Origin of the sequence: Pseudomonas morbosilactucae (genome assembly GCF_023241665.1) — a bacterium.
GTDB classification, from domain to species: Bacteria; Pseudomonadota; Gammaproteobacteria; order Pseudomonadales; family Pseudomonadaceae; genus Aquipseudomonas; species Aquipseudomonas morbosilactucae.
On sequence record NZ_JALQCX010000004.1, the window covers coordinates 60153 to 79371 of the forward strand.

At 65.3% G+C, this 19219-nt stretch carries 14 protein-coding genes and 2 pseudogenes; 7 read left to right on the forward strand and 9 right to left on the reverse strand.

Features of this window, described 5'->3' with window-relative positions; genetic code table 11:
• Position 1 precedes the first annotated feature (1 nt).
• The 7 genes and pseudogenes from bcsB to M1B35_RS01185 all read left to right on the forward strand — a co-directional run.
• Positions 2–2215 (forward strand): annotated as a pseudogene (gene bcsB / locus M1B35_RS01155) (cellulose biosynthesis cyclic di-GMP-binding regulatory protein BcsB); the annotation flags it as partial.
• Positions 2216–2242: 27 nt separating this feature from the next.
• Complete coding sequence (bcsZ, locus tag M1B35_RS01160; RefSeq protein WP_123332328.1) at positions 2243–3463, forward strand: cellulose synthase complex periplasmic endoglucanase BcsZ; 1221 nt, start codon at positions 2243–2245, stop codon at positions 3461–3463.
• Complete coding sequence (locus M1B35_RS01165; protein WP_268260984.1) at positions 3445–7377, forward strand: cellulose biosynthesis protein BcsC; 3933 nt, start codon at positions 3445–3447, stop codon at positions 7375–7377. Before bcsZ ends, M1B35_RS01165 begins: the two co-directional genes overlap by 19 nt.
• Positions 7378–7395: 18 nt before the next feature.
• Entirely contained in the window at positions 7396–8082 is a 687-nt protein-coding gene (locus tag M1B35_RS01170; RefSeq protein ID WP_123332324.1) for an SGNH/GDSL hydrolase family protein, read from the forward strand.
• Entirely contained in the window at positions 8079–8756 is a 678-nt protein-coding gene (locus M1B35_RS01175) for a cell division protein FtsQ (protein ID WP_123332322.1), read from the forward strand. Before M1B35_RS01170 ends, M1B35_RS01175 begins: the two co-directional genes overlap by 4 nt.
• A gap of 18 nt (positions 8757–8774) precedes the next feature.
• Entirely contained in the window at positions 8775–10190 is a 1416-nt protein-coding gene (locus tag M1B35_RS01180; RefSeq protein ID WP_268260985.1) for an MBOAT family O-acyltransferase, read from the forward strand.
• On the forward strand, positions 10190–11341 hold the full coding sequence (locus M1B35_RS01185) for an alginate O-acetyltransferase AlgX-related protein (protein WP_268260986.1): 1152 nt from the start codon (positions 10190–10192) through the stop codon (positions 11339–11341). Before M1B35_RS01180 ends, M1B35_RS01185 begins: the two co-directional genes overlap by 1 nt.
• A 39-nt stretch (positions 11342–11380) precedes the next feature.
• On the opposite strand, the gene M1B35_RS01190 is transcribed toward M1B35_RS01185, so the two are convergent.
• The 9 genes and pseudogenes from M1B35_RS01190 to M1B35_RS01225 all read right to left on the reverse strand — a co-directional run bounded on the left by M1B35_RS01190 (position 11381) and on the right by M1B35_RS01225 (position 19217).
• Positions 11381–12037: a response regulator gene (locus tag M1B35_RS01190; RefSeq protein WP_123332316.1), complete on the reverse strand. Its 657-nt coding sequence runs from the start codon at positions 12035–12037 to the stop codon at positions 11381–11383.
• A 249-nt stretch (positions 12038–12286) separates the two neighbouring features.
• Positions 12287–13345, reverse strand: a complete 1059-nt coding sequence (locus M1B35_RS01195; RefSeq protein WP_123332314.1) for a protein-glutamate methylesterase/protein-glutamine glutaminase — start codon at positions 13343–13345, stop codon at positions 12287–12289.
• Entirely contained in the window at positions 13342–13824 is a 483-nt protein-coding gene (locus M1B35_RS01200) for a chemotaxis protein CheD (RefSeq protein ID WP_123332312.1), read from the reverse strand. The genes M1B35_RS01195 and M1B35_RS01200 overlap by 4 nt, the downstream gene beginning before the upstream one ends.
• A complete protein-coding gene (locus tag M1B35_RS01205) occupies positions 13821–14633 on the reverse strand; it encodes a CheR family methyltransferase (RefSeq protein WP_268260987.1) in 813 nt (270 codons plus the stop codon). The genes M1B35_RS01200 and M1B35_RS01205 overlap by 4 nt, the downstream gene beginning before the upstream one ends.
• Position 14634: 1 nt before the next feature.
• Positions 14635–15153 (reverse strand): chemotaxis protein CheW, encoded by a 519-nt coding sequence (locus M1B35_RS01210; RefSeq protein WP_123332310.1) that lies wholly within the window; start codon positions 15151–15153, stop codon positions 14635–14637.
• Between the two features lie 11 nt (positions 15154–15164).
• On the reverse strand, positions 15165–16028 hold the full coding sequence (locus tag M1B35_RS32075) for a methyl-accepting chemotaxis protein (RefSeq protein WP_425273378.1): 864 nt from the start codon (positions 16026–16028) through the stop codon (positions 15165–15167).
• Positions 16014–16793, reverse strand: a pseudogene (locus M1B35_RS32080) (MCP four helix bundle domain-containing protein); the annotation flags it as partial. The gene M1B35_RS32075 and the pseudogene M1B35_RS32080, both read right to left, overlap by 15 nt.
• An 18-nt stretch (positions 16794–16811) precedes the next feature.
• A complete protein-coding gene (locus M1B35_RS01220) occupies positions 16812–18896 on the reverse strand; it encodes a chemotaxis protein CheA (protein ID WP_268260988.1) in 2085 nt (694 codons plus the stop codon).
• A gap of 3 nt (positions 18897–18899) precedes the next feature.
• Positions 18900–19217: an STAS domain-containing protein gene (locus tag M1B35_RS01225; protein ID WP_123332304.1), complete on the reverse strand. Its 318-nt coding sequence runs from the start codon at positions 19215–19217 to the stop codon at positions 18900–18902.
• Between the last annotated feature and the right edge of the window lie 2 nt (positions 19218–19219).

Consider the following 19219-nt stretch of genomic DNA (forward strand, 5'->3'; position numbering starts at 1 on the left):
CATGGCCTGGGCCGAAACCGCCGTCACGCCTGTCGCGGCCACAGTCGCCCCGGCCATAGCCCCGGCGGAACAGCCGCCAGTGACCGTGGGCAGCAATGAATACAGCCTGACCCTCAAGCAGTTGGGCCGGCGCGACACCATGAACCTGCAAGGCACCGAAGCCTCGGACAGCGTCAGCTTCGGCATCCGCGCCGACCAGGTGGTGACCGGTGCCCAGCTGTTGCTCAACTACAGCTATTCGCCGGCCCTGCTGGCCGAGCTGTCGCAGATCAACGTCATGGTCAACGACGAAGTGGCCGCCAGCCTGGCCCTGCCCAAGGACGGTGCCGGCACGCCCCAGCAGCAACTGGTGCAGATCCCGCCGCAGTTGATCACCGAGTTCAACCGCCTGCGCCTGCAGTTCATCGGCCACTACAACATGGGTTGCGAAGACCCGCAGCACAGCAGCCTGTGGGCCAAGATCAACAACAGCAGTGAATTGAAGATCCAGGTGGCCCAGCTGCAACTCAAGGACGACCTGTCGATCCTGCCGCTGCCGTTCTTCGATCGCCGCGACTCGCGCCAGGTCGACCTGCCGGTGGTCTTCGCCAGCACCCCGAGCCAGGCCAACCTGGAAGCCGCCGGCGCCCTGTCGTCGTGGATCGGCGCCCTCGCCGCCTACCGTGGCGCCACCTTCCCCACCAGCCTCGGCCAGTTGCCGAAGGAAGGTAACGGCATCGTTCTGGTCAACGCCAAGGAAGCCGTGCAACTGGACGGCATCCAAGTGCCGGCAGCCAAGGGCCCGACCCTGACCCTGGTGAGCAACCCCCGGGACGCCCACGGCAAATTGCTGATCGTCAGCGGCCGTGATGACGCCGAAATCAAAATCGCGGCCCAGGCCGTGGCCGTGGGCGGCAAGGCCCTGGACGGCTCCAGCGTGGTCATCGACAAGCTCGACCCGATCAGCCCGCGCCAGCCGTACGACGCGCCCAACTGGCTGCCGACCAATCGCCCGGTGAAAATCGGCGAATTGATCGAGGCCGGCAAGCTCAATGTCTCGGGCTACAACCCGGGCAACATCACGGTGCCGCTGAACCTGCCGCCAGACCTGTTCAACTGGCGTGAATCCGGGGTGCCGCTGACCCTCAAGTACCGCTACACCCCGCAACAGGTCTCGACCAACTCGTCGCTGCTGATCAGCTTCAACGACACCTTCGTCAAGTCCATGCCCCTGCCCTCGGTGACCAACCTCAAGGGCGGCGACAACCTGCTGGAGATGCTCAAGAAGGACGCCAGCCTGCCACGCGAGGCCACCGCGCTGATTCCCCTGGGCACGGCCACGCCGCAGTCCCAGCTGCATTTCCGCTTTATGTTCGACTACGTCAAACAGGGCGAATGCCAGGACATCATCATCGACAACATGCGCGGCATGATCGACCCGGAATCGAGCCTGGACCTCAGCGCCTACAACCACTACATCGCCCTGCCCAACCTCGGCGTGTTCAACGACAGCGGCTTCCCGTTCACCCGCATGGCCGACCTGTCGCAGAGCGCCGTGGTCCTGCCGGACGGCAGCGGCCCGGCGGAATGGAGCGCCTACCTGACCGTGCTCGGCCGCTTCGGCCAGGCCAGCGGCTACCCGGCCGCCGCGGTCAAAGTGGTCAGCGCCAAAGACGTGCAGAGCGTGGCCGACCGCGACCTGCTGGTGCTGTCCTCGGGCGACAACCAGCCGCTGTTGAAGGAGTGGGCCGATCGCCTGCCGGCCGTCAACAACGGCGACAACCATCGCTTCTCGCTGTCTGACCTGACCCTGCGTGTGCGCAACTGGCTGAGCACCGATCCAAGTGCCAACCAACGCAAACCTCAGCTGCAAGTGACCTACACCGGTGCCAACAGCAGCACCTACCTGACCGGCTTCGAGTCGCCGCTCAAGTCCGGGCGCAGCGTGGTGGTGATTGCCGCCGGCAAACCCGAGGCCTTGGCCGACGCGACGACAGCGCTGATTGGCGGTGACCAATTCAAGGACACTATCCAGGGCAGCCTGGCCGTCATCAAGGACCAGCAGATCACCTCCCTGGTCGCTGAAGACCAGTACTACGTCGGTGACCTGGGCCTGTTCAAGCGGGTGCAATGGCTGCTCTCGCAGAACCCGCAGTGGATGCTGCTGGTGACTGTGCTGGGCCTGGCCATGGTCAGCTGCCTGATTTACCTGGGCCTGCGCAGCCGCGCTAAAAAAACGTCTTTCTTGATGGAACACAGAATCATGACCCCACGTCTCTCGCGTTTTCGGCAGTTGCCCTGGCGTAAAGCCGCGCCGGTGCTTACCGCGCTGGCGTTGCTGCTGCCCGGCGCTGCCCAGGCAGCTTCCTGCAGCGCCCAGACCTGGCCGCTGTGGCAAGACTATGTACAACGCTTCGTGCAGGACGACGGACGCATGCTCGGCTCCAGCATGAACCCCGACCAGAGCAGCTCCGAAGGCCAGTCCTACGGCATGTTCTTCGCCCTGGTGGCCAACGACCCGCAGACCTTCGAGCGCCTTTGGCGCTGGACCAAGTCCAACATGGCCGGGGCCAACATCGCCCAGAACCTGCCGGGCTGGCTGTGGGGCGCCAACGCCGAGGGCGCCTGGGGCATCCTCGACAAGAACTCCGCCAGTGACGCCGACCTGTGGTTCGCCTACGCCCTGCTGGAAGCCGACCGCCTGTGGAAGAAGCCCGAGTACCGGGCCGACGCGCACCTGATCCTGAGCAACGTCGAAAAGACCCTGGTCAAGAACATCCCGGGCCTGGGCAAGATGCTGCTGCCAGGGCCGGTGGGTTACGAGCACCCGGACCAGCTGTGGCGCTTCAACGCCAGCTACATGCCGATCCCGCTGATGCGCCGCTTCACCCGGGAAAGCCCCGACAGCCCATGGAAAGAAGTGGCCAACAGTACCGCGAAGATGATCGCCGACAAGGGCATGAACCCCTACGGTTTCGTCCCGGACTGGATCGGCTATCGCGGCACGGGCGCCAACAAGGGCCGCTTCGGCGCCGACCCGTTCACCAGCGACCTGGGCAGCTACGACGCGATTCGTACCTACCTCTGGGCCGGCATGACCCCCGCCGCCGACCCGCTGACCAAGGGCCTGCTTGAAGGCCTGGACGGCATGGCCAAGGCCACCGTGGCGGCAGGCGTGCCACCCGAGAAGGTGCACGTGCTGACCCGCGCCATCGACGGCAACGGCTTCTACGGTTTTTCCGCGGCCGTGGTACCGCTGCTGCGTGCCAAGGGGCTGACCCAGGCCGCCGATCAGCAACAGGCCATCGTCAATCAGTCGATCGCCAATTACCTCGACAAGAGCAACCCGGCCTACAGCCTGCATCAGTACTACCATGTGATGCTCAGTCTGTTCTCCCTTGGCTGGAGCGAAAACCGCTACCAGTTCAACACCGATGGAACGGTTAAATTGTCGTGGGAGGCCACATGCGCAAGCAAACCCTAGCCCTGGCTGTCTGGGCGGCGATCGCCGCCAATGGCAGCTTCGCCGCCGAAGCCGGCGACCCCCAGGCCCTGCTGATCCAGCAAGGTTACTACTGGCAGGCCAAGGAGCATCCGGACCGCGCCGCTGAGGCCTGGAGCAAGCTGCTGAACATGGCCCCCGAGCAACCCGATGCCCTCTACGGCCTCGGGCTGATCAAGGTCCAGCAGAAGAACATCGCCGAGGCCCAGGCTTACCTGAGCCGCCTGCAGGCCCTCAAGCCGCTGCCGTTGCAGGCCCTGCAATTGCAGCAAGACATCGCCCTCAGCTCGCCGGAAAAACAGGCGCTGCTGGAGCAGGCGCGAGAATTGAGCGACGCCGACGAGCGCGACAAGGCCGTGGCCGTGTACAAGCAACTGCTCGACGGCCATCCGCCCCAAGGGCTGATTGCCCGCGAGTACTACAACACCCTGGGCTTCGCCACCGGTGGCTGGCCCGAAGCCCGGGTCGGCCTCGAACGCCTGGCCAAGCAACGCCCGGACGATTCGATCCTGGCGCTGTTCCTGGCTCTGCACCTGGCGCGGAACCCGGACAGCCGGCCCGAAGGCATCCAGGCCCTGGCCAAGCTCTCGCACAACCCGGACATCGGCGGCAACGCCGACGAAACCTGGCGCTTCGCCCTGCAATGGCTGGGCCCGCCCTCCCGTGACCAGGTGTCGTTGTTCCAGCAATACCTGCAGGCGCACCCGGATGACACCGAGATCCGCGCGCTGATGGACAAAGGCATCGCCCAGGGCCGTAACGGCCCGGGCTGGCAACGCGACCCTCATGTGGCCCGTGGCCTCAAGGCCCTGGACGCCGGTGACCTGGTCACCGCCGAGCAGGAACTGCAGGCGCGCCTCACCGATCAGCCCCGGGACTTCGATGCCCTGGGCGGCATGGGCGTGCTGCGTCAACAGCAGAACCGCCTGCCGGAAGCCGAGAACTACCTGGTGCAAGCCACCCAGCTGCCCGGTGGCGGGCAATGGCGCACGGCCCTGGAAGACGTGCGTTACTGGATCCTCCTGGGCGCTGCCGACACCGCCCAACGGGCCGGCCGCTACAGCGAAGCCCGGGACTCGGTGGACAAGGCCATCGCCAAGAACCCGCAGAACCCTGCCGGCCCCACGGCCTTGGCCGGGCTGCAGGCGCGCATGGGTCAACTGGACGCCGCCGAAGCCGGCTACCGCAAGGTCCTGGCAAAAACCCCGGACTACGCCGATGCCCTCAGCGGGCTGATCAACGTGCTGTCCCAGGCCAACAAGTCGGATGAGGCCCTGCGCCTGATCGACTCCCTGCCGGCCGCCGAACAGGCACGCCTGGCACCCAGCGTGCACATCCGCGCCCTGCGTGCCACCCAGGTGGCGAAGATCGCCGAGCGCCGTGGCGACCTGCCCGCCGCGCAGAAGGCCTATAAAGAGGCCCTGGCCGACGACCCGAAAAACCCCTGGACGCGCTTCGGCCTGGCCCGGGTCTACCTGCGCTCCGGTCAGGCCCAGACCGCTCGTGACTTGATCGACGAACAGCTCAAGCAGCAACCCGACTCGTCGGACGCGCTGTACGCCAGCACCCTGCTGTCGGCAGAGCTGGGGGAATGGACCAAGGCCCAACGCGCCCTGGCGAAAATCCCGCCGGCCCAGCGCAGCCCCGACATGAATGAAATGGACCTGGACATCCGCCTCCACGTGCAGACCGAACAGGCCGTGGAAATGGCCCGTCGCGGCCAGCGCCAGGAAGCCTGGGCCCTGCTGGAAAACGCCTCGCCGTTGACCCGCAACAAGCCCGAGCGTGTCGCAGTGCTGGCCTCGGCCTACGCCGAAGCCGGCAACCCGCAGCAGGCCGTGAACCTGATGCGCGACCTGCTGGACCAGGAAACCGCCCCCGACGCCAACCTCAAGCTGCTGTATGCCGGGGTGCTGCTCAAGGCCGACCAGGACACCGAAGCCAGCGACATCCTGCGGGACTTGCAAGGCCAGGCCATGGACGACAGCGCCACCAAGCGCTACGCCGACCTGGTGTACCTGTACCGGGTCAAGCAGGCCGACCAGTTGCGGGAAAAGAACGACCTGGTGGCCGCCTACGACATGCTCTCCCCGGCCTTGGCCCAGCGCCCCAACGACGCCCAGGGCGTGACCTCTCTGGCGCGCATGTACGCCGCCAGCGGCAACCTGGAAAAGGCCCAGCAACTCTACGCGCCCTTGCTCAAGGGCGACCCGAGCAATGCCCGCCTGTACCTGGGCCTGGCAGACATCGGCATTCAAGGCCGGGACTACGGCCTGGCAGAAAAATCGGTGAAAAAGGCCCTGGCCCTGGAGCCCGGCGAACCCCAGACCCTGACCCACTCTGCGCGCATCTACCGCAGCATGGGCAAGACCGGCGAAGCCAGCAAACTGCTGCGCAAGGCCCTGGAGATCGAGAGCAGCCAGCAAGTGGCAAGCAACCCGGCGCCCGCCGCCAATGCCGCGCCCAAGCCGTTCAACCCCTTCGTCGGCCTGCCGGGCCAACGCAAGCAAGCCACGGCCCTGACCACCGCCAGCCTGATCCCGCCACCGGTATCGACTTCGCCCAGCGAGCGCAGCCGTGGCAAGACCCGCGCCAGCGACGAGCAGGTGCCGCTGCTGGCCTCCAACTACCCGGCCGGCAGCAAAGGCATGGCCCTGGGCGAAGACATCTACGCCCCGGAAAGCCGCACCTCGAGCTACCAGAGCCCGGCGCAGAAAGTCCTCAACGAAATCGCCGCCGACCGCAGCGGTTACGTGAATCAGGGCTTTACCGTGCGTAACAACAACAGCGAAAAAGGCCTGGGCAAGCTGACGGATATCGAAACCCCGTTCGAGCTTGGTCTGCCCCTGGGTGAAGACAGCGCCAGCATGGCCCTGCGCATTACACCCGTGTGGTTGTCGTCGGGCAGCATCAGCGCTGACACCAGCAACCGCTTCGGCACCAGTGCCCTCAATAGCGACGGCACCCTTCGGCCGAGCAATCAGCGCACCTTCAGTGATCGCCAGACCGACACCGGCGTCGGCTTTGCCGTGGCCTACAAGGACAAGGAACAGGGCCTGGAAGCCGATGCCGGGGTCAGCCCGGTGGGCTTCACCTACAGCACGCCCATCGGCGGGGTCAAACTCAACCGGCCGTTCGAGGGCGACACCGACTACCGCTGGGGCATCAATGTCTCGCGGCGCTCGGTCACCGACAGCCTGACCTCCTTCGCCGGCTCCCGCGATCCACGCACAGGCGTCAAATGGGGCGGCGTCACCGCCAACGGTGCGCGTGGCGAGCTGAGCTACGACGACCAGGAAATGGGCGTCTACGGCTATGCCTCGGCGCACAAACTGCTGGGCAACAACGTTGAGTCCAACAACCGTGCGGAGCTGGGCAGCGGTATCTACTGGTACCTGCGCAACGCCGAAGACAGCACCCTGACCCTCGGTGTCAGCGGCTCGGCCCTGAGCTACTCGGAGAACCAGGGCTACTACACCTACGGCCACGGTGGCTACTTCAGCCCGCAGAAGTTTTTCGCCATCGGCGTGCCCATCAGTTGGGCGCAACGTACCGATCGGTTCAGCTACCGCCTGAAGAGCTCGGTGGGCGTGCAGTACATCGGCCAAGACAGCGTCGAAGCCTTCCCGGACGACAACGTGCTGCAGGACCGGGCCGGCAACGCAAGCCTGGGCGAATACAAAGGCTCGAGCAAAACCGGCATCGGCTACAGTTTCAACGCCGCCGGCGAGTTCAAGGTTCGACCCAACTTTTTCCTCGGCGCCAGCCTGGGTGTGGATAATGCCAGCGACTACACCCAGTACGCCGGCGGTCTGTACCTGCGCTACACCTTCGAGGACATGACCGGCCCGATGAACCTCCCGGTCAGCCCCTTCGGCTCCCCCTATTCGAATTGATTTAACGAGGAATGATTCATGGCTTCTTCTGTATTGGCAGGTCTGACCCTACTTGTGATTGGCGAGAGCCACATGAGCTTCCCTGACTCACTGATGAACCCGCTGTACGACGAACTGACCCAGCAAGGTGCCCAGGTCCATGCCATCGGCGCCTGTGGCGCCAACGCGGCGGACTGGGTCACCCCCAAGCTCAAGCTCGACTGTGGCGCCACCCGTGAACCGGGCGAGAAGATCAAGATCCAGAGCCGCGGCACCATGGACACCCAGCCGATCAAAGACGTGATCGCCAAGGACAAACCCGACCTGGTGGTACTGATCATCGGCGACACCCTGGCGTCCTATAAAACCACGCCGTTCCCGAAAGTCTGGGCCTACCAGAGCGTCACCGCCCTGACCAAGCAGATCGCCGACACCGGCACCAAGTGCGTGTGGGTCGGCCCGGCATGGGGCAAGGCCAACGGCAGCAACACCAATGAAAACCAGTACGGCAAGAACCAGGTGCGCACCCAATTGGTCGCCAGCACCCTGGCCAACATGGTCGCGCCGTGCACCTACGTGGACTCCACCAAGTTCTCCAAACCGGGCCAATGGATCACCTCCGACGGCCAGCACTTCACCATCGCCGGCTACAAATCCTGGGCCGGTGCCATCGGCAGCGCCTTGGGCCAACTCCCGGCAGACGCCGTGAAAGGGGCGAAGAAGTGAGCCGCGCCCTGCTGCTGACCGGCGGCCTGGCCGCCCTGGCGCTGAGCGGCGCCGCCCTGGGGGCGCAGATTGCCCTCTACCCCACCGGCCCGTCCCAGGACTCGGCCTACCTGCGCTTCGTCAACGTCTCGGCCAGCCCCCTGGAGCTGGCCCCGGAAGGTTCCAAGGCGACCTTGAAGCTGGAGGCCGGTAAAGCGGCCACCGACTTTATCCCGGTGCCCGGCGGCCAACCGGTCAAAGGCAGCCTGAGCCGCGACGGCAAGAGCGTGCCCCTGAACGTGCAAGTCGCCGCCGGCGACTTCGCCACGGTGTTCGCCTTGAGCGACGACGCCCAGGGCATCCGCCAACTGGTGGTCAACGAGCCGTTCGACATACCCAACCAGCTCAAGGCCTCCCTGGCGCTGTTCAACGCCGACCCGAGCTGCAAGGAGGCCAAGGTCAACCTGGCCGGACGTGATGCCGACCTGTTCCAGAAAGCCCCGGAGGGCAACCCCAAGCGCCAGGAATTCAACCCGCGCCCGGCCCTGGCCGTGCAGCTGGTCTGTGGCGGCGCCAACGTCGGCGCGCCCTTGGAACTCGGCGCCCTGGAAGCCAACAAGCGCTACAGCTTGCTGCTGGTGCCCGGAGCGAGCGGTCCACACCTCCTGAGCGTCGCCGACGCCGTCGCCAACTGATCGGAATACTTCGCCCCCATGGTCTTCGCCTCCCTGGAGTTCCTGACGCTGTTCCTGCCGGCCTTCCTGCTGATCTATGCAGTGGCACGGCCGGCCTGGCGCAACGTCATTCTGCTGATCGGCAGCTGGTTGTTCTACGGCTGGCTGAGCCCGTTGTTCCTGTTCCTGCACATGGTCCTGACCTTGCTGGCCTGGGTCGGCGGGTTGCTGGTGGATCGCTCCCGGGAGGACGGCAAAGGTCGCATGCGCCTGCTGGTGGCGCTGATCGTGATCAATACCGCGGTGTTGTGCTGGTACAAGTACGCCAACATTCTCGCCGGGACCTGGAGCGACCTGATCACCTACTACGGCGCCATGCCCCTGGAATGGCAGCGGGTGGCGTTGCCAGCGGGGCTGTCGTTCATTGTCCTGCAGGCGATTTCCTACCTGGTGGACGTGCATCGCCACGTGGTGCCGGTGGAGCGCAGCTTCATCAACTACGCCACGTACATTTCGATGTTCGGCCACTCCATTGCCGGCCCGATCATTCGTTATGACTGGGTGCGGCGCGAGCTCAACCAACGCTATTTCAACTGGCAGAACTTCGCCCTCGGTGCCCGCCGCTTCATGATCGGCATGTGCATGAAGGTGCTGGTGGCCGACACCCTGTCGCCCCTGGTGGATGTGGCCTTCCACCTGGAAAACCCGTCCTTCGTCGATGCCTGGATCGGTTGCCTGGCCTACTCCCTGCAACTGTTCTTCGACTTCGCCGGCTACAGCGCCATGGCCATCGGCCTGGGCCTGATGCTGGGCTTCCACTTCCCGGAAAACTTCAACCGGCCGTACCTGGCCTACAGCATCCAGGACTTCTGGCGGCGCTGGCACCTGTCGTTGTCCAGTTGGCTGCGGGACTACCTGTACATCGCCCTGGGCGGCAACCGCAAAGGCACCTGGAAGACCTACCGCAACCTGTTCCTGACCATGGCCATCGCCGGCCTGTGGCACGGTGGCGACAGCTGGAACTACTTGCTCTGGGGTTCGGCCCACGGCATCGCCCTGTGCGTCGACCGCGCCTGGTCGCGCTCCAGCCTGCCGAGCATTCCGCTGTGGGCCAGCCACACCGCGACCCTGCTGTTCGTGTGCCTGGCCTGGACCCTGTTCCGCTCGCCGGACTTCGCCACGGCCCTGAGCATGTACGGCGGCCAGTTCGGCCAGCACGGCTTCGCCCTGGGCGACGCCCTGGCGGTGACCCTGCGCCCGGTACACGGCCTGGCCGCGTTGCTGGGGGTGGTGTGCATCCTCGCCCCGCTGCTGCAAACCCGTTGTGAAAGACGCTTCGCCGACAACCCGCTGTTCGCGCTGTCAGCGGCCCTTTGGCCTGTGGCTGGTTTCCTCCTGTCGTTCGCTCTGATCGCCAGCCGTGAAGCCGTGCCCTTTCTGTACTTTCAGTTCTGATGACCAAGCCAACGCAATCTCCGTCTACCGCGCCCACGCCGCCCTCCGACCTGGCGCTGCGCGTCAGTCCGCTGGCCGGCGTGATCTTCGCCCTGTTCCTCGCTGGCGGGCTGCTGTCGTGCCTGTGGCTGATGATCAAGGGACCGATCGAATTCGTGCCCAAGGTGGTGACCCAGGACATGCTGCTGCACGGCGACGTGACCCATCGCTTTGCCAAGGAGCTGTCCGACGCGCCGCTGCCCAAGCAGGTCGCCGACCTGGAACGGGGCGGCAGCTGGCTGGTCTTCGAAGACCTCGGCCCACGGGTACGCCAGGGCTGCCCAGGCTGGCTGTTCCTCACCGATGAGCTGCGCCTGAACCGGCATGCCGAGAACAACGCCCAAGCCAAGGCCCAGGCGGTGATCGAGCTGCAACAAGGCTTGGCCAAGCGCGGCATTCAACTGCTGGTGGCGGTGGTGCCGGACAAGAGCCGGATCGCCGCGTCCGAACTCTGCGCACTGTCCCGACCGGCACAACTGGCACCACGCACCGAGCAGTGGCTGAGCCTGCTGCGCGGCGCCGGCGTACCGAGTGTGGACCTGGCGCCGGCCCTGCAACCCCTGGCAGCACAGGCCTACCTGCGCACCGACACCCACTGGAGCGAAGCCGGGGCCAAGGCCGGTGCCCAACGCATCGCCCAGGCGGTGGCCGAGTTGAAGTTCAGCCCGACGCCGCAGCAGGCCTTCGACCTGACCCAGCATGCCAGCGCCCGCCGTCCCGGGGACCTGGTGCGCCTGGCGGGGATCGACTGGCTGCCCCTGGGCTTGCAACCTGCCGGGGAAGACGTCGCTGCTTCCGAGGTCAAGGCCCGCGCCGTGGAAACCAGTGGTGATGCAGAGAGCCTCGACGACCTGTTCGGCGACAGCAACCTGCCGAACACCGCGGTGATCGGCACCTCGTTCTCGCGCAATTCGAACTTCCTCGGCTTCCTCGAACTGGCCCTCGGCGCCCCCATGGGCAACTTCGCCAAGGACGGCGGCGAGTTCTCCGGGGCCGCCAAAGCCTACTTCGACAGCCCGGCATTCAAGCAGACGCCACCCAAGCTGATTGTCTGGGAAATCCCCGAGCGGGACCTGCAAACGCCTTACGGCAACGACGTACACCTGCCTTGAAACACGCCGGCGGACGGGTCCCCGACCCGCCCGCCCCGGCTAGTCATTGAGCTGCACAATGCCCTTGCGCACGGCAAACATCACCAGCCCGGCGATGTCGTGAATACGTAGGCGGTGCATCATCTGCGAACGGTGGGCCTCCACCGTCTTCACACTCAAACCCAGCCCCAGGGCGATGTTGCGCGTGCTTTCGCCTCGGGCGATCAAACGCAGGATTTCCAGTTGGCGCGCCGTGAGCACCTTGCTCGGCGCCTTGAGGCTGGGTTCATGGTGGTGCTTGATGGCGTGGTTGATCACCAGCGGCACCACCGCCGATGACAGGTACTGGCCTTGCTGGCTGAGGGCTTGCAGGGCCAGTTCCAGCTCCACCACGCTGGCGCTCCTGAGCAGGTAGCCCTGGGCACCGGCTTGCAGGCATTGCATGACAAAGGTGCTGTCGGTGTACATCGACAGCATCAGCACCCGACTGTTGGGCGAACTCAGGGACAAGGTCTTGAGCGTCTCGATGCAGGCCAGGCGCTCCAGGGCCAGGTCCAGCAGGACGATTTCCGGCAGCAGGCGCGAAGCCTGTTCGATAGCACTCAGGCCGTCGCTGGCTTCAGCGATCACTTGGTATTCCGGCTTTTTCTCCAGCAATGCCCTGATACCGGCACGGACCAGTGGGTAATCATTGGCAAGCAAAATTCGACACAGCATAGGCTTCAGCCCAGTCATAGAAATACGGGCACAACGCCAAGGCGTTGCAGTGTTTTATTGCGGGCGTCGTCGCCTGGATGGGGGCTACCCTGCCAAAATCCGTGCTTGGCAATGGGCCAGCCGGGCAAGCCCGGAGTGGAACTAAACAAGCCGGGCCCGGCGTCGCGAGAGCGACACCGGCCCGTGGGGCGTTGGCACAAGACCGATGAGCCGCCGCGCTGCGACGTCCATCGGGCAGGCAAGCGACGTTCAGCCGTGACGAGGGCCGCAGGCGAACTGCTGGATCAATCGGGCCACTTTGGCCAAAGGCTCGACCTGCTGCGCCGCGCCCAGGCGGATGGCTTCCCGGGGCATGCCGAAGACCACGCAACTGGCCTCGTCCTGGGCGACGGTCTGGGCACCGCTTTCACGCATCGCCAACAAGCCGCGGGCACCGTCGTCCCCCATGCCGGTCATGATGATGCCCAGGGTATTGGTCGCACCTTGCCGGGCGACCGAACGAAACAGCACATCCACCGAGGGCTTGTGCCGGTTGACCGGCGGCCCGTCAATCACCTCGACCTGATAATGTGCGCCACTGCGCTTTAACTGCATGTGCAGGCCCCCTGGTGCCAGCAGGGCCAGGCCGCTGTGCACGCGATCCAGATGCCTGGCTTCACGCACTTCGATCTGGCACAGGCTGTTGAGCCGGCGGGCAAAATCGGCGGTAAATTTCTCCGGCATGTGTTGAACGATCACAATGCCCGGGCAGTCACGGGGCAGTTGCCGCAAAACGAATTCCAGTGCCTGGGTGCCGCCGGTGGAACAGCCCAGGGCCACCACCCGCTCCGTGGTTTGCAGCAGGCTCGGCGCCGGCGCGACGTTGCTTTCCTGAGCCGCCAACGGTGTCGCCTGCAACGCCCGGGGCCGCGAGCGGGCGCCCTCCTCCACCTTGCGAATCAGGTCGGCGGCCATCTGCTCCAGGCTCTGCTTGAGCCCCAGCTTGGCCTTGGTGAACACCCCCACCGCCCCCGCCGCCAGGGCCTCCACGGCCACATTGTTGCCCTGCTCGGTGAGGGTCGAGCAGATGATGGTCGGGGTGGGTCGCTCGCTCATGATCTGGCGCAGGAAGGTCAGGCCGTCCATGCGTGGCATCTCGACGTCGAGGATCAACACGTCCGGCCAGTCGCGGCGCATTTTGTCGATGGCGTACAACGGGTCGGCGGCCATGCCGATCACCCGGATCCGCGGATGGTTCTCCAGGCAAGTGCTGAGGACCTGCCGCACCAGCGCCGAATCGTCGACGATAAAGACCTTGATCTCGCTCACGCGTCCCCCTCGGCCGGCAGCGTCACCCGATTGCGCAGGCAGGCCACCCGGCCGCTGCGGCCGTCGACCTGCAAGCGTCGGTAGTGCTGGCCGTTGAGGTCGCAGTAATCCACCGGCCAATTGCGCAGGCTGAACTGCTCCCGGGCAAAGGCGCTGTTGTTGGGGCCGATGGTGCGCGCCGTCTGTTGCAGGCGCAGCAGGCTGGCGCCACCGAACAGGCCCTTGCGGTATTCGCTGGGGCGCGTGCCGTGGCGCAGCATGTCGGCGTGGATGCGCTTGAACACGCCCTCGCCGTAGCGGGTGTCGAGGCCATTGCGGGCCTGGGGATCGTTGGGCAGCAGGTAATGGGACAACGCCAGCAAGCGCCAGCGCGGGTGCCACAGCACCACCGCCACGCAACTGCCCAGCAGGGTCGAGACCGTGCCTTCATGGCGGCCAAAAAAATACTCACCAGGGTGCAGGAACAGGGGCGATTTCATAAGAGTTGGTACACAGAAGGGCTGAGCAGACGCAGAGGCAGATCGAAGCCGTGGACGCTCTCGGCGTGGCCGATAAACAACAGCCCCCCGGGCACCAACTGGCGAATCAGGCGCTGGACGATGCGCTGCTTCTCGTCCTGGTTGAAATAGATCAACACGTTACGCAGGAAGATCACGTCGAAAGGCCCGAGTCCCTCCGGCAACGGCTGCACCAGGTTGACCTCGCGCAGGCTGACCCGCTCGCGCAACGCCGGCTGCACGCGAAAGCGCCCGCTCATGTCACCGATGCCCTTGAGGCAGAAACGCGGCAACCAGCCTTCGGGAAAGTACTTGGCCTGGCTCAGGTCGTAGATCCCGCTGCGGGCCCGTTCGAGCATGCTCAAGCTGAGGTCGCTGGCGACGATCGACCAGTCCTGGGTCAGGGCGCTGTCCTTGGCCACCATGGCCAGGCTGTAAGGCTCTTCGCCGGAGGAACAGGCCGCGCTCCAGATCCGCACCGGGCCTTTGCGGCGGGCCAGCCACTGGGCCAGGAAGGTGAAATGCACCGGCTCGCGAAAGAAGTAGGTTTCATTGGTGGTCAACAGATCCACCACCAGCCGGCGCTCGTCGAGGCAGGCCGGCTGGTCGAGCATCTGCAGGTACTGGCTGTAACTGTGCAGGCCGTGATGACGCAGGCGCTTCATCAGCCGCCCGGCCACCAGTGGCCGTTTATTGGCCGCCAGGGCAATCCCTGACGCCTCCAGCATCAGGCCTTGCAGGCGTCGGAACTCATGGTCGCCCAGTTCCGGCAACGTGAAGGCCGCGGGCATCTCAGCGGCCATTCATCACAGCAAGGCTGAGCTGCTGGATATCGTCCAGGGACAGTACCTGGGCAATCGCCAGGATGATGGTGAAGGCCTGCTCGCTGCGGGCCATGCCGGCAATGAAGTCGGTACGGATGCCCACCCCGAACGGCGGGGGCGGCACCACTTGCTGGGGGTCGATGTCCAGCACCGCGTCCACCGCATCCACCACCAGGCCGATGGGCTGCACGCTGTCGCCCAGGGCCAGTTCGATGATCACGATGCAGGTGCGCTTGTCCGGGCGGGTCAGTTCAAAACCGAAACGCGCCGCCAGGTCGAGCACCGGCACCACATTGCCCCGCAGGTTGATCACCCCGTGGATAAAGGTCGGCATCATCGGCACCGCCGTGACTTCGGCGTACTCGATGATTTCCCGCACCAGTTCGATGGGCAGCGCGTAGGCCGCCTGGCGCACCCGGAACGACAGGTGCTGGATGCGCGTGGTGTCCAGTTCGGGCAACACCACCAGGGCTTGAGATTGGGTCATGTTCGCCTCCCTCAATTGAAGCTGACGAATTGGCCTTCATCCGCCGTCGCGCGGCCTTTGTTCCAGGCCGGTGTCGAGTTGGCGAACACCTCCGTGGGGCGCGACGGGGAACGCGGGGCGCTGTCCTGTTCGAAGCGGAAGAAGCCGATCAGCTCCTGCAGTTGCCCGGCCTGGGCGTTCATTTCCTCGGCAGTGGCGGCCAACTCTTCGGAGGCCGCAGCGTTCTGCTGGGTGATCTGGTTCATCTGGCCCATGGCGATGTTGATCTGCCCGGCCGCACCGCTCTGCTCTTGGGATGCGGCAGTGATTTCCTGCACCAGGTCCGAGGTTTTCTGGATGTTAGGCACGATATCGCCCAACAGGCGCCCGGCCTGTTCCGCCAGGTTCACGCTGCTGGACGCCACCTGGCCGATCTCCTGAGCCGCCACCTGGCTACGCTCGGCCAGCTTGCGCACTTCGGCAGCCACCACCGCGAAACCCTTGCCATGGTCGCCGGCACGGGCCGCTTCGATGGCGGCGTTGAGGGCCAGCAAATTGGTCTGGTAAGCGATGTCGTCGATGATGCTGATCTTGTCGGCAATCTGCTTCATCGCCAGCACGGTGTCGCTCACCGCGCCGCCGCCCTGGACCGCGTCGTTGGCAGCCTTACCGGCGATGCCGTCGGTGATCTTGGCGCTTTCGGTGTTCTGGGTGATGGAGGCGGACATCTGCTCCACCGAGGCACTGGTCTGCTCGACGCTGGCCGCCTGTTCGTTGGCGGCCTGGCTCAGGGACTGGGAAGTCGAACTGACCTGCTCCGACGCCGAGGACAGGGAGTCGGCAGCACTGCGTACATCGCCGAGGATGCTGCGCAGGCGCTGGGTCATGTTCTGCATGGCGCTCAGCAACTGCCCGGTTTCATCGCGGCTGCTGGCCACCAAATCCTGGCTCAGGTCGCCGGCGGCCATGCGGTTGGCAGCGGCCACGGCGCCGTTCAGCGGCCGGGTGATACTGCGGGTCACGAGGATGCCGATCAGCATGCCCATCAAGCTGGCCACCAGCACCAGGGTGATCATCTGCACCCGGGAATTGGCCGCGATTTCACTGATTTGCTGATTGGCTTCGCTGGCCCGCTCCTGCTTGCGGTTGGTGACGTCGCCCAGCAGGCGGTCCACCTGATCGCTGCTGGCAATCGCCTTGGGCAACAGGTTGGTGATGTCGCTGGTTTCCTGCAGATCGCCGGACTGCTGGTGCAGGCTGAGGATCTGCTGCACCAGGCCGGTGTATTCCTTGAGCGGCGCGTCCAGCAGGTCGATCTGGGCCAGGCCCTCCTTGGTCAGGAAACTGGCCCGAGCCTTGGTGATCAACTGGCGGGTGCGCTCCAGGGCATCATTGGCCTGCAGGGCGGACTGTTCACGAGCGGTCACGCTGGTGGACAGCAGGCTCTGGCGCATGGCGCGACCGGCGACGATCAATTGGATATTGGCTTCCTGCATCTGGCTCAAGCCGGTGACATCGATGTCGTACATCCGGTCCGACAGCTGATCGACCTGGTCCAGGTTGCGAATGCCGATCAGGCCGATGATTGCGGTCAGGGCCACCACCAGCAGAAACCCCGCGGTCAGCCGGATGCCTATTTTCATATTGCGAATGAACTGCATGATGTATCTCCTGAAAGGCTAGGCAAGGGATTCGGCGAGGCCGTTGCGGGTCGGTTGGTCGAGCAGGGCTTGCAGATGGCGAAACAGGCTGGGGATGTCGAGGATCAGCGCCACCTGGCCAGAGCCGAGGATGGTCGAGCCGCTGATGCCCCGCAGGTGCTGGAACATCTGGCCCAGGGGCTTGATCACGGTCTGCAACTCCCCCTGCAAGTGGTCGACGATCAGCCCGGCCTGTTGCCGGCCCTGGCTGACCACCACGATATTGCGTCGCCGCGCCGGCTGGCCCTGGAGGCCGAAGTGCCGGTCCAGGGCGATGCACGGCAAGGGCTGGCCCCGCAGGTTGAGGTAGCCGTAACCCTGTTCCAGAGGTTCGGCACCGGCTTCCATGCACTCAGTGACCATGTCCAGGGGGATGACGAAATGGTCTTGGCCCACCCCCACCAGAAAGCCGTCGATGATTGCCAGGGTCAGGGGCAGGCGAATGCGGAAGGTGCAGCCCTGCCCCGGGCTGGAGTCGATCTCGATGACCCCGCGCAACTGGTCGATGGCGCTGCGCACCACGTCCATGCCGACACCCCGCCCGGAGAGGTTGGAGACTTGCTCGGCGGTGGAAAACCCAGGCTCGAAAATCAGCAGGTGAATGGCCTGGTCACTGAGCACCGCGTCGGCCTCGACCATGCCTTTGGCCATGGCTTTTTCGAGGATCCGCGCGGTGTTCAAACCGCGCCCGTCGTCGCTGATTTCCAGCACGATCATGCCGGAGTCGTGGTAGGCGTTGAGGTTCAGGTTGCCGGCGGCGGGCTTGCCCAGGGCCAGGCGTTCGCTGGCCGGTTCGATGCCGTGGTCGATGGCGTTGCGCACCAAGTGGGTCAGCGGATCGGCGATCTTGTCGATCACCGATTTGTCGAGTTCGGTCTCGCCGCCACGGATGCTCAACTGGATGTTCTTGTTCAGCTCCTGGCTGACGTCGCGCACCACCCGGTGGAAGCGGTTGAAGGTCTCGCCGACTTCCACCATGCGCAGCTTCAAGGCGCTTTCGCGGATCTGCTCCACGTGCTGGTGCACTGCCAGGGTGCTTTCGATGCAGGCGGGGTCGCCGTTGCGCCGCGCCTGCATCTGCGCCCCGGCGGTGCTGATCACCAGTTCCCCCACCAGGTTGATCAGCTCGTCGAGCTTGTGCGCCGCCACCTTGACCAGTGCGGTGTCCTGGGGTCGCCGTTCGCGGCTGGTAGACGGGCTCGGGGCCGGGCTTGCCAGGGAAGACACCGCTTGGGACAAGGCCGACGCCAGGGGGTTGGGTGCGGCTGCGTCGGTTGCCGGAATGGGTTGAGCAGGCTGCCACTGCGCCTCGGGCTCGGGCTCAAGGCAGACGATGCTCAGTTGGCAGAAGTCGTCGATAAACTGGAACACCTCGGCGATCTCGGCTTCGTCGGCGGCGCTGCGCAGGGTCAGTTCCAGGCCCAGGTAGCAGGCTTCGGGATCGAGGCTGTCGAGGGGCGGCAAGCCCTGGCTCAGGGTCTGCAGGTTGACGATATCCCCCAGGCGTTTGAGGTAACGGACAAAGGCCGCAGGGTCGAAGCCGTTGCGCAACAGGTCTTCGGCGAAGGCAATGGAGATCTGCCAGAGGCGTGCGGGTTCAATGGTCGTTTCGGCCGCCTGCCCAGGCGCCGCTGTATCACTGGGCAACGGAGTGTCAACCGTCTGCCCCTGGGCTTCCATCAAGGCGGCCAGCAGTACGCCTTGCGGCCCCTCATCGACTTCCAGCAAGCCGCTGTCAGGGTCCACCCGCTCGATCATCGCGCTGAGCTCGTCCATGCAGCTGAGCATCAGCGAGGTCAGGGCCGGGGTCAGCGGGCGCTGGCCGTCGCGCACCGACATCAGCAGGCTTTCCAGGTGATGGGTCAGGTTGACCAGGGGCGTCAGGGAGAAGATCCCCGCCGAGCCCTTGAGGGTGTGCACGGCGCGAAACAGGCCATTGATCGCTGGCTGGTCGTCGGGCGCGCGCTCCAGGCACAGCAGACTGTCTTCGGCTTCTTTGAGCAGGTCACGGCCTTCGCTGAGAAACCCCTGGAGCAACTGATTCCACTGATCGCCACTGAGCATCGCTCAATCCTCGGTTGGTACTTCGGGGTACAAGGATTCCAGGCGCAGCAGCTCGATCAGCTCGGCCACGTTGGCCGCGCAAGCGACCACCCGCACCGGGCTGCCGCTCTGCCCCAGGGCGCGCTGCAAGGCCAGCAGCAACTGGGCACCGGCGCTGTCGAATTCCTCCACCGCGCTCAGGTCCAGTTGCCACGCCGGGGCGTCGAACGGCAGCCACTGCAGCAGCTCGGCCCGGGCCTCGGCCACCTGGTAAATGGTCAAGTCGCCCGTCACCTGCAACCGCGCCGGGCCATCGAACGCCGAAGGCGTGAGGGTGAACACGG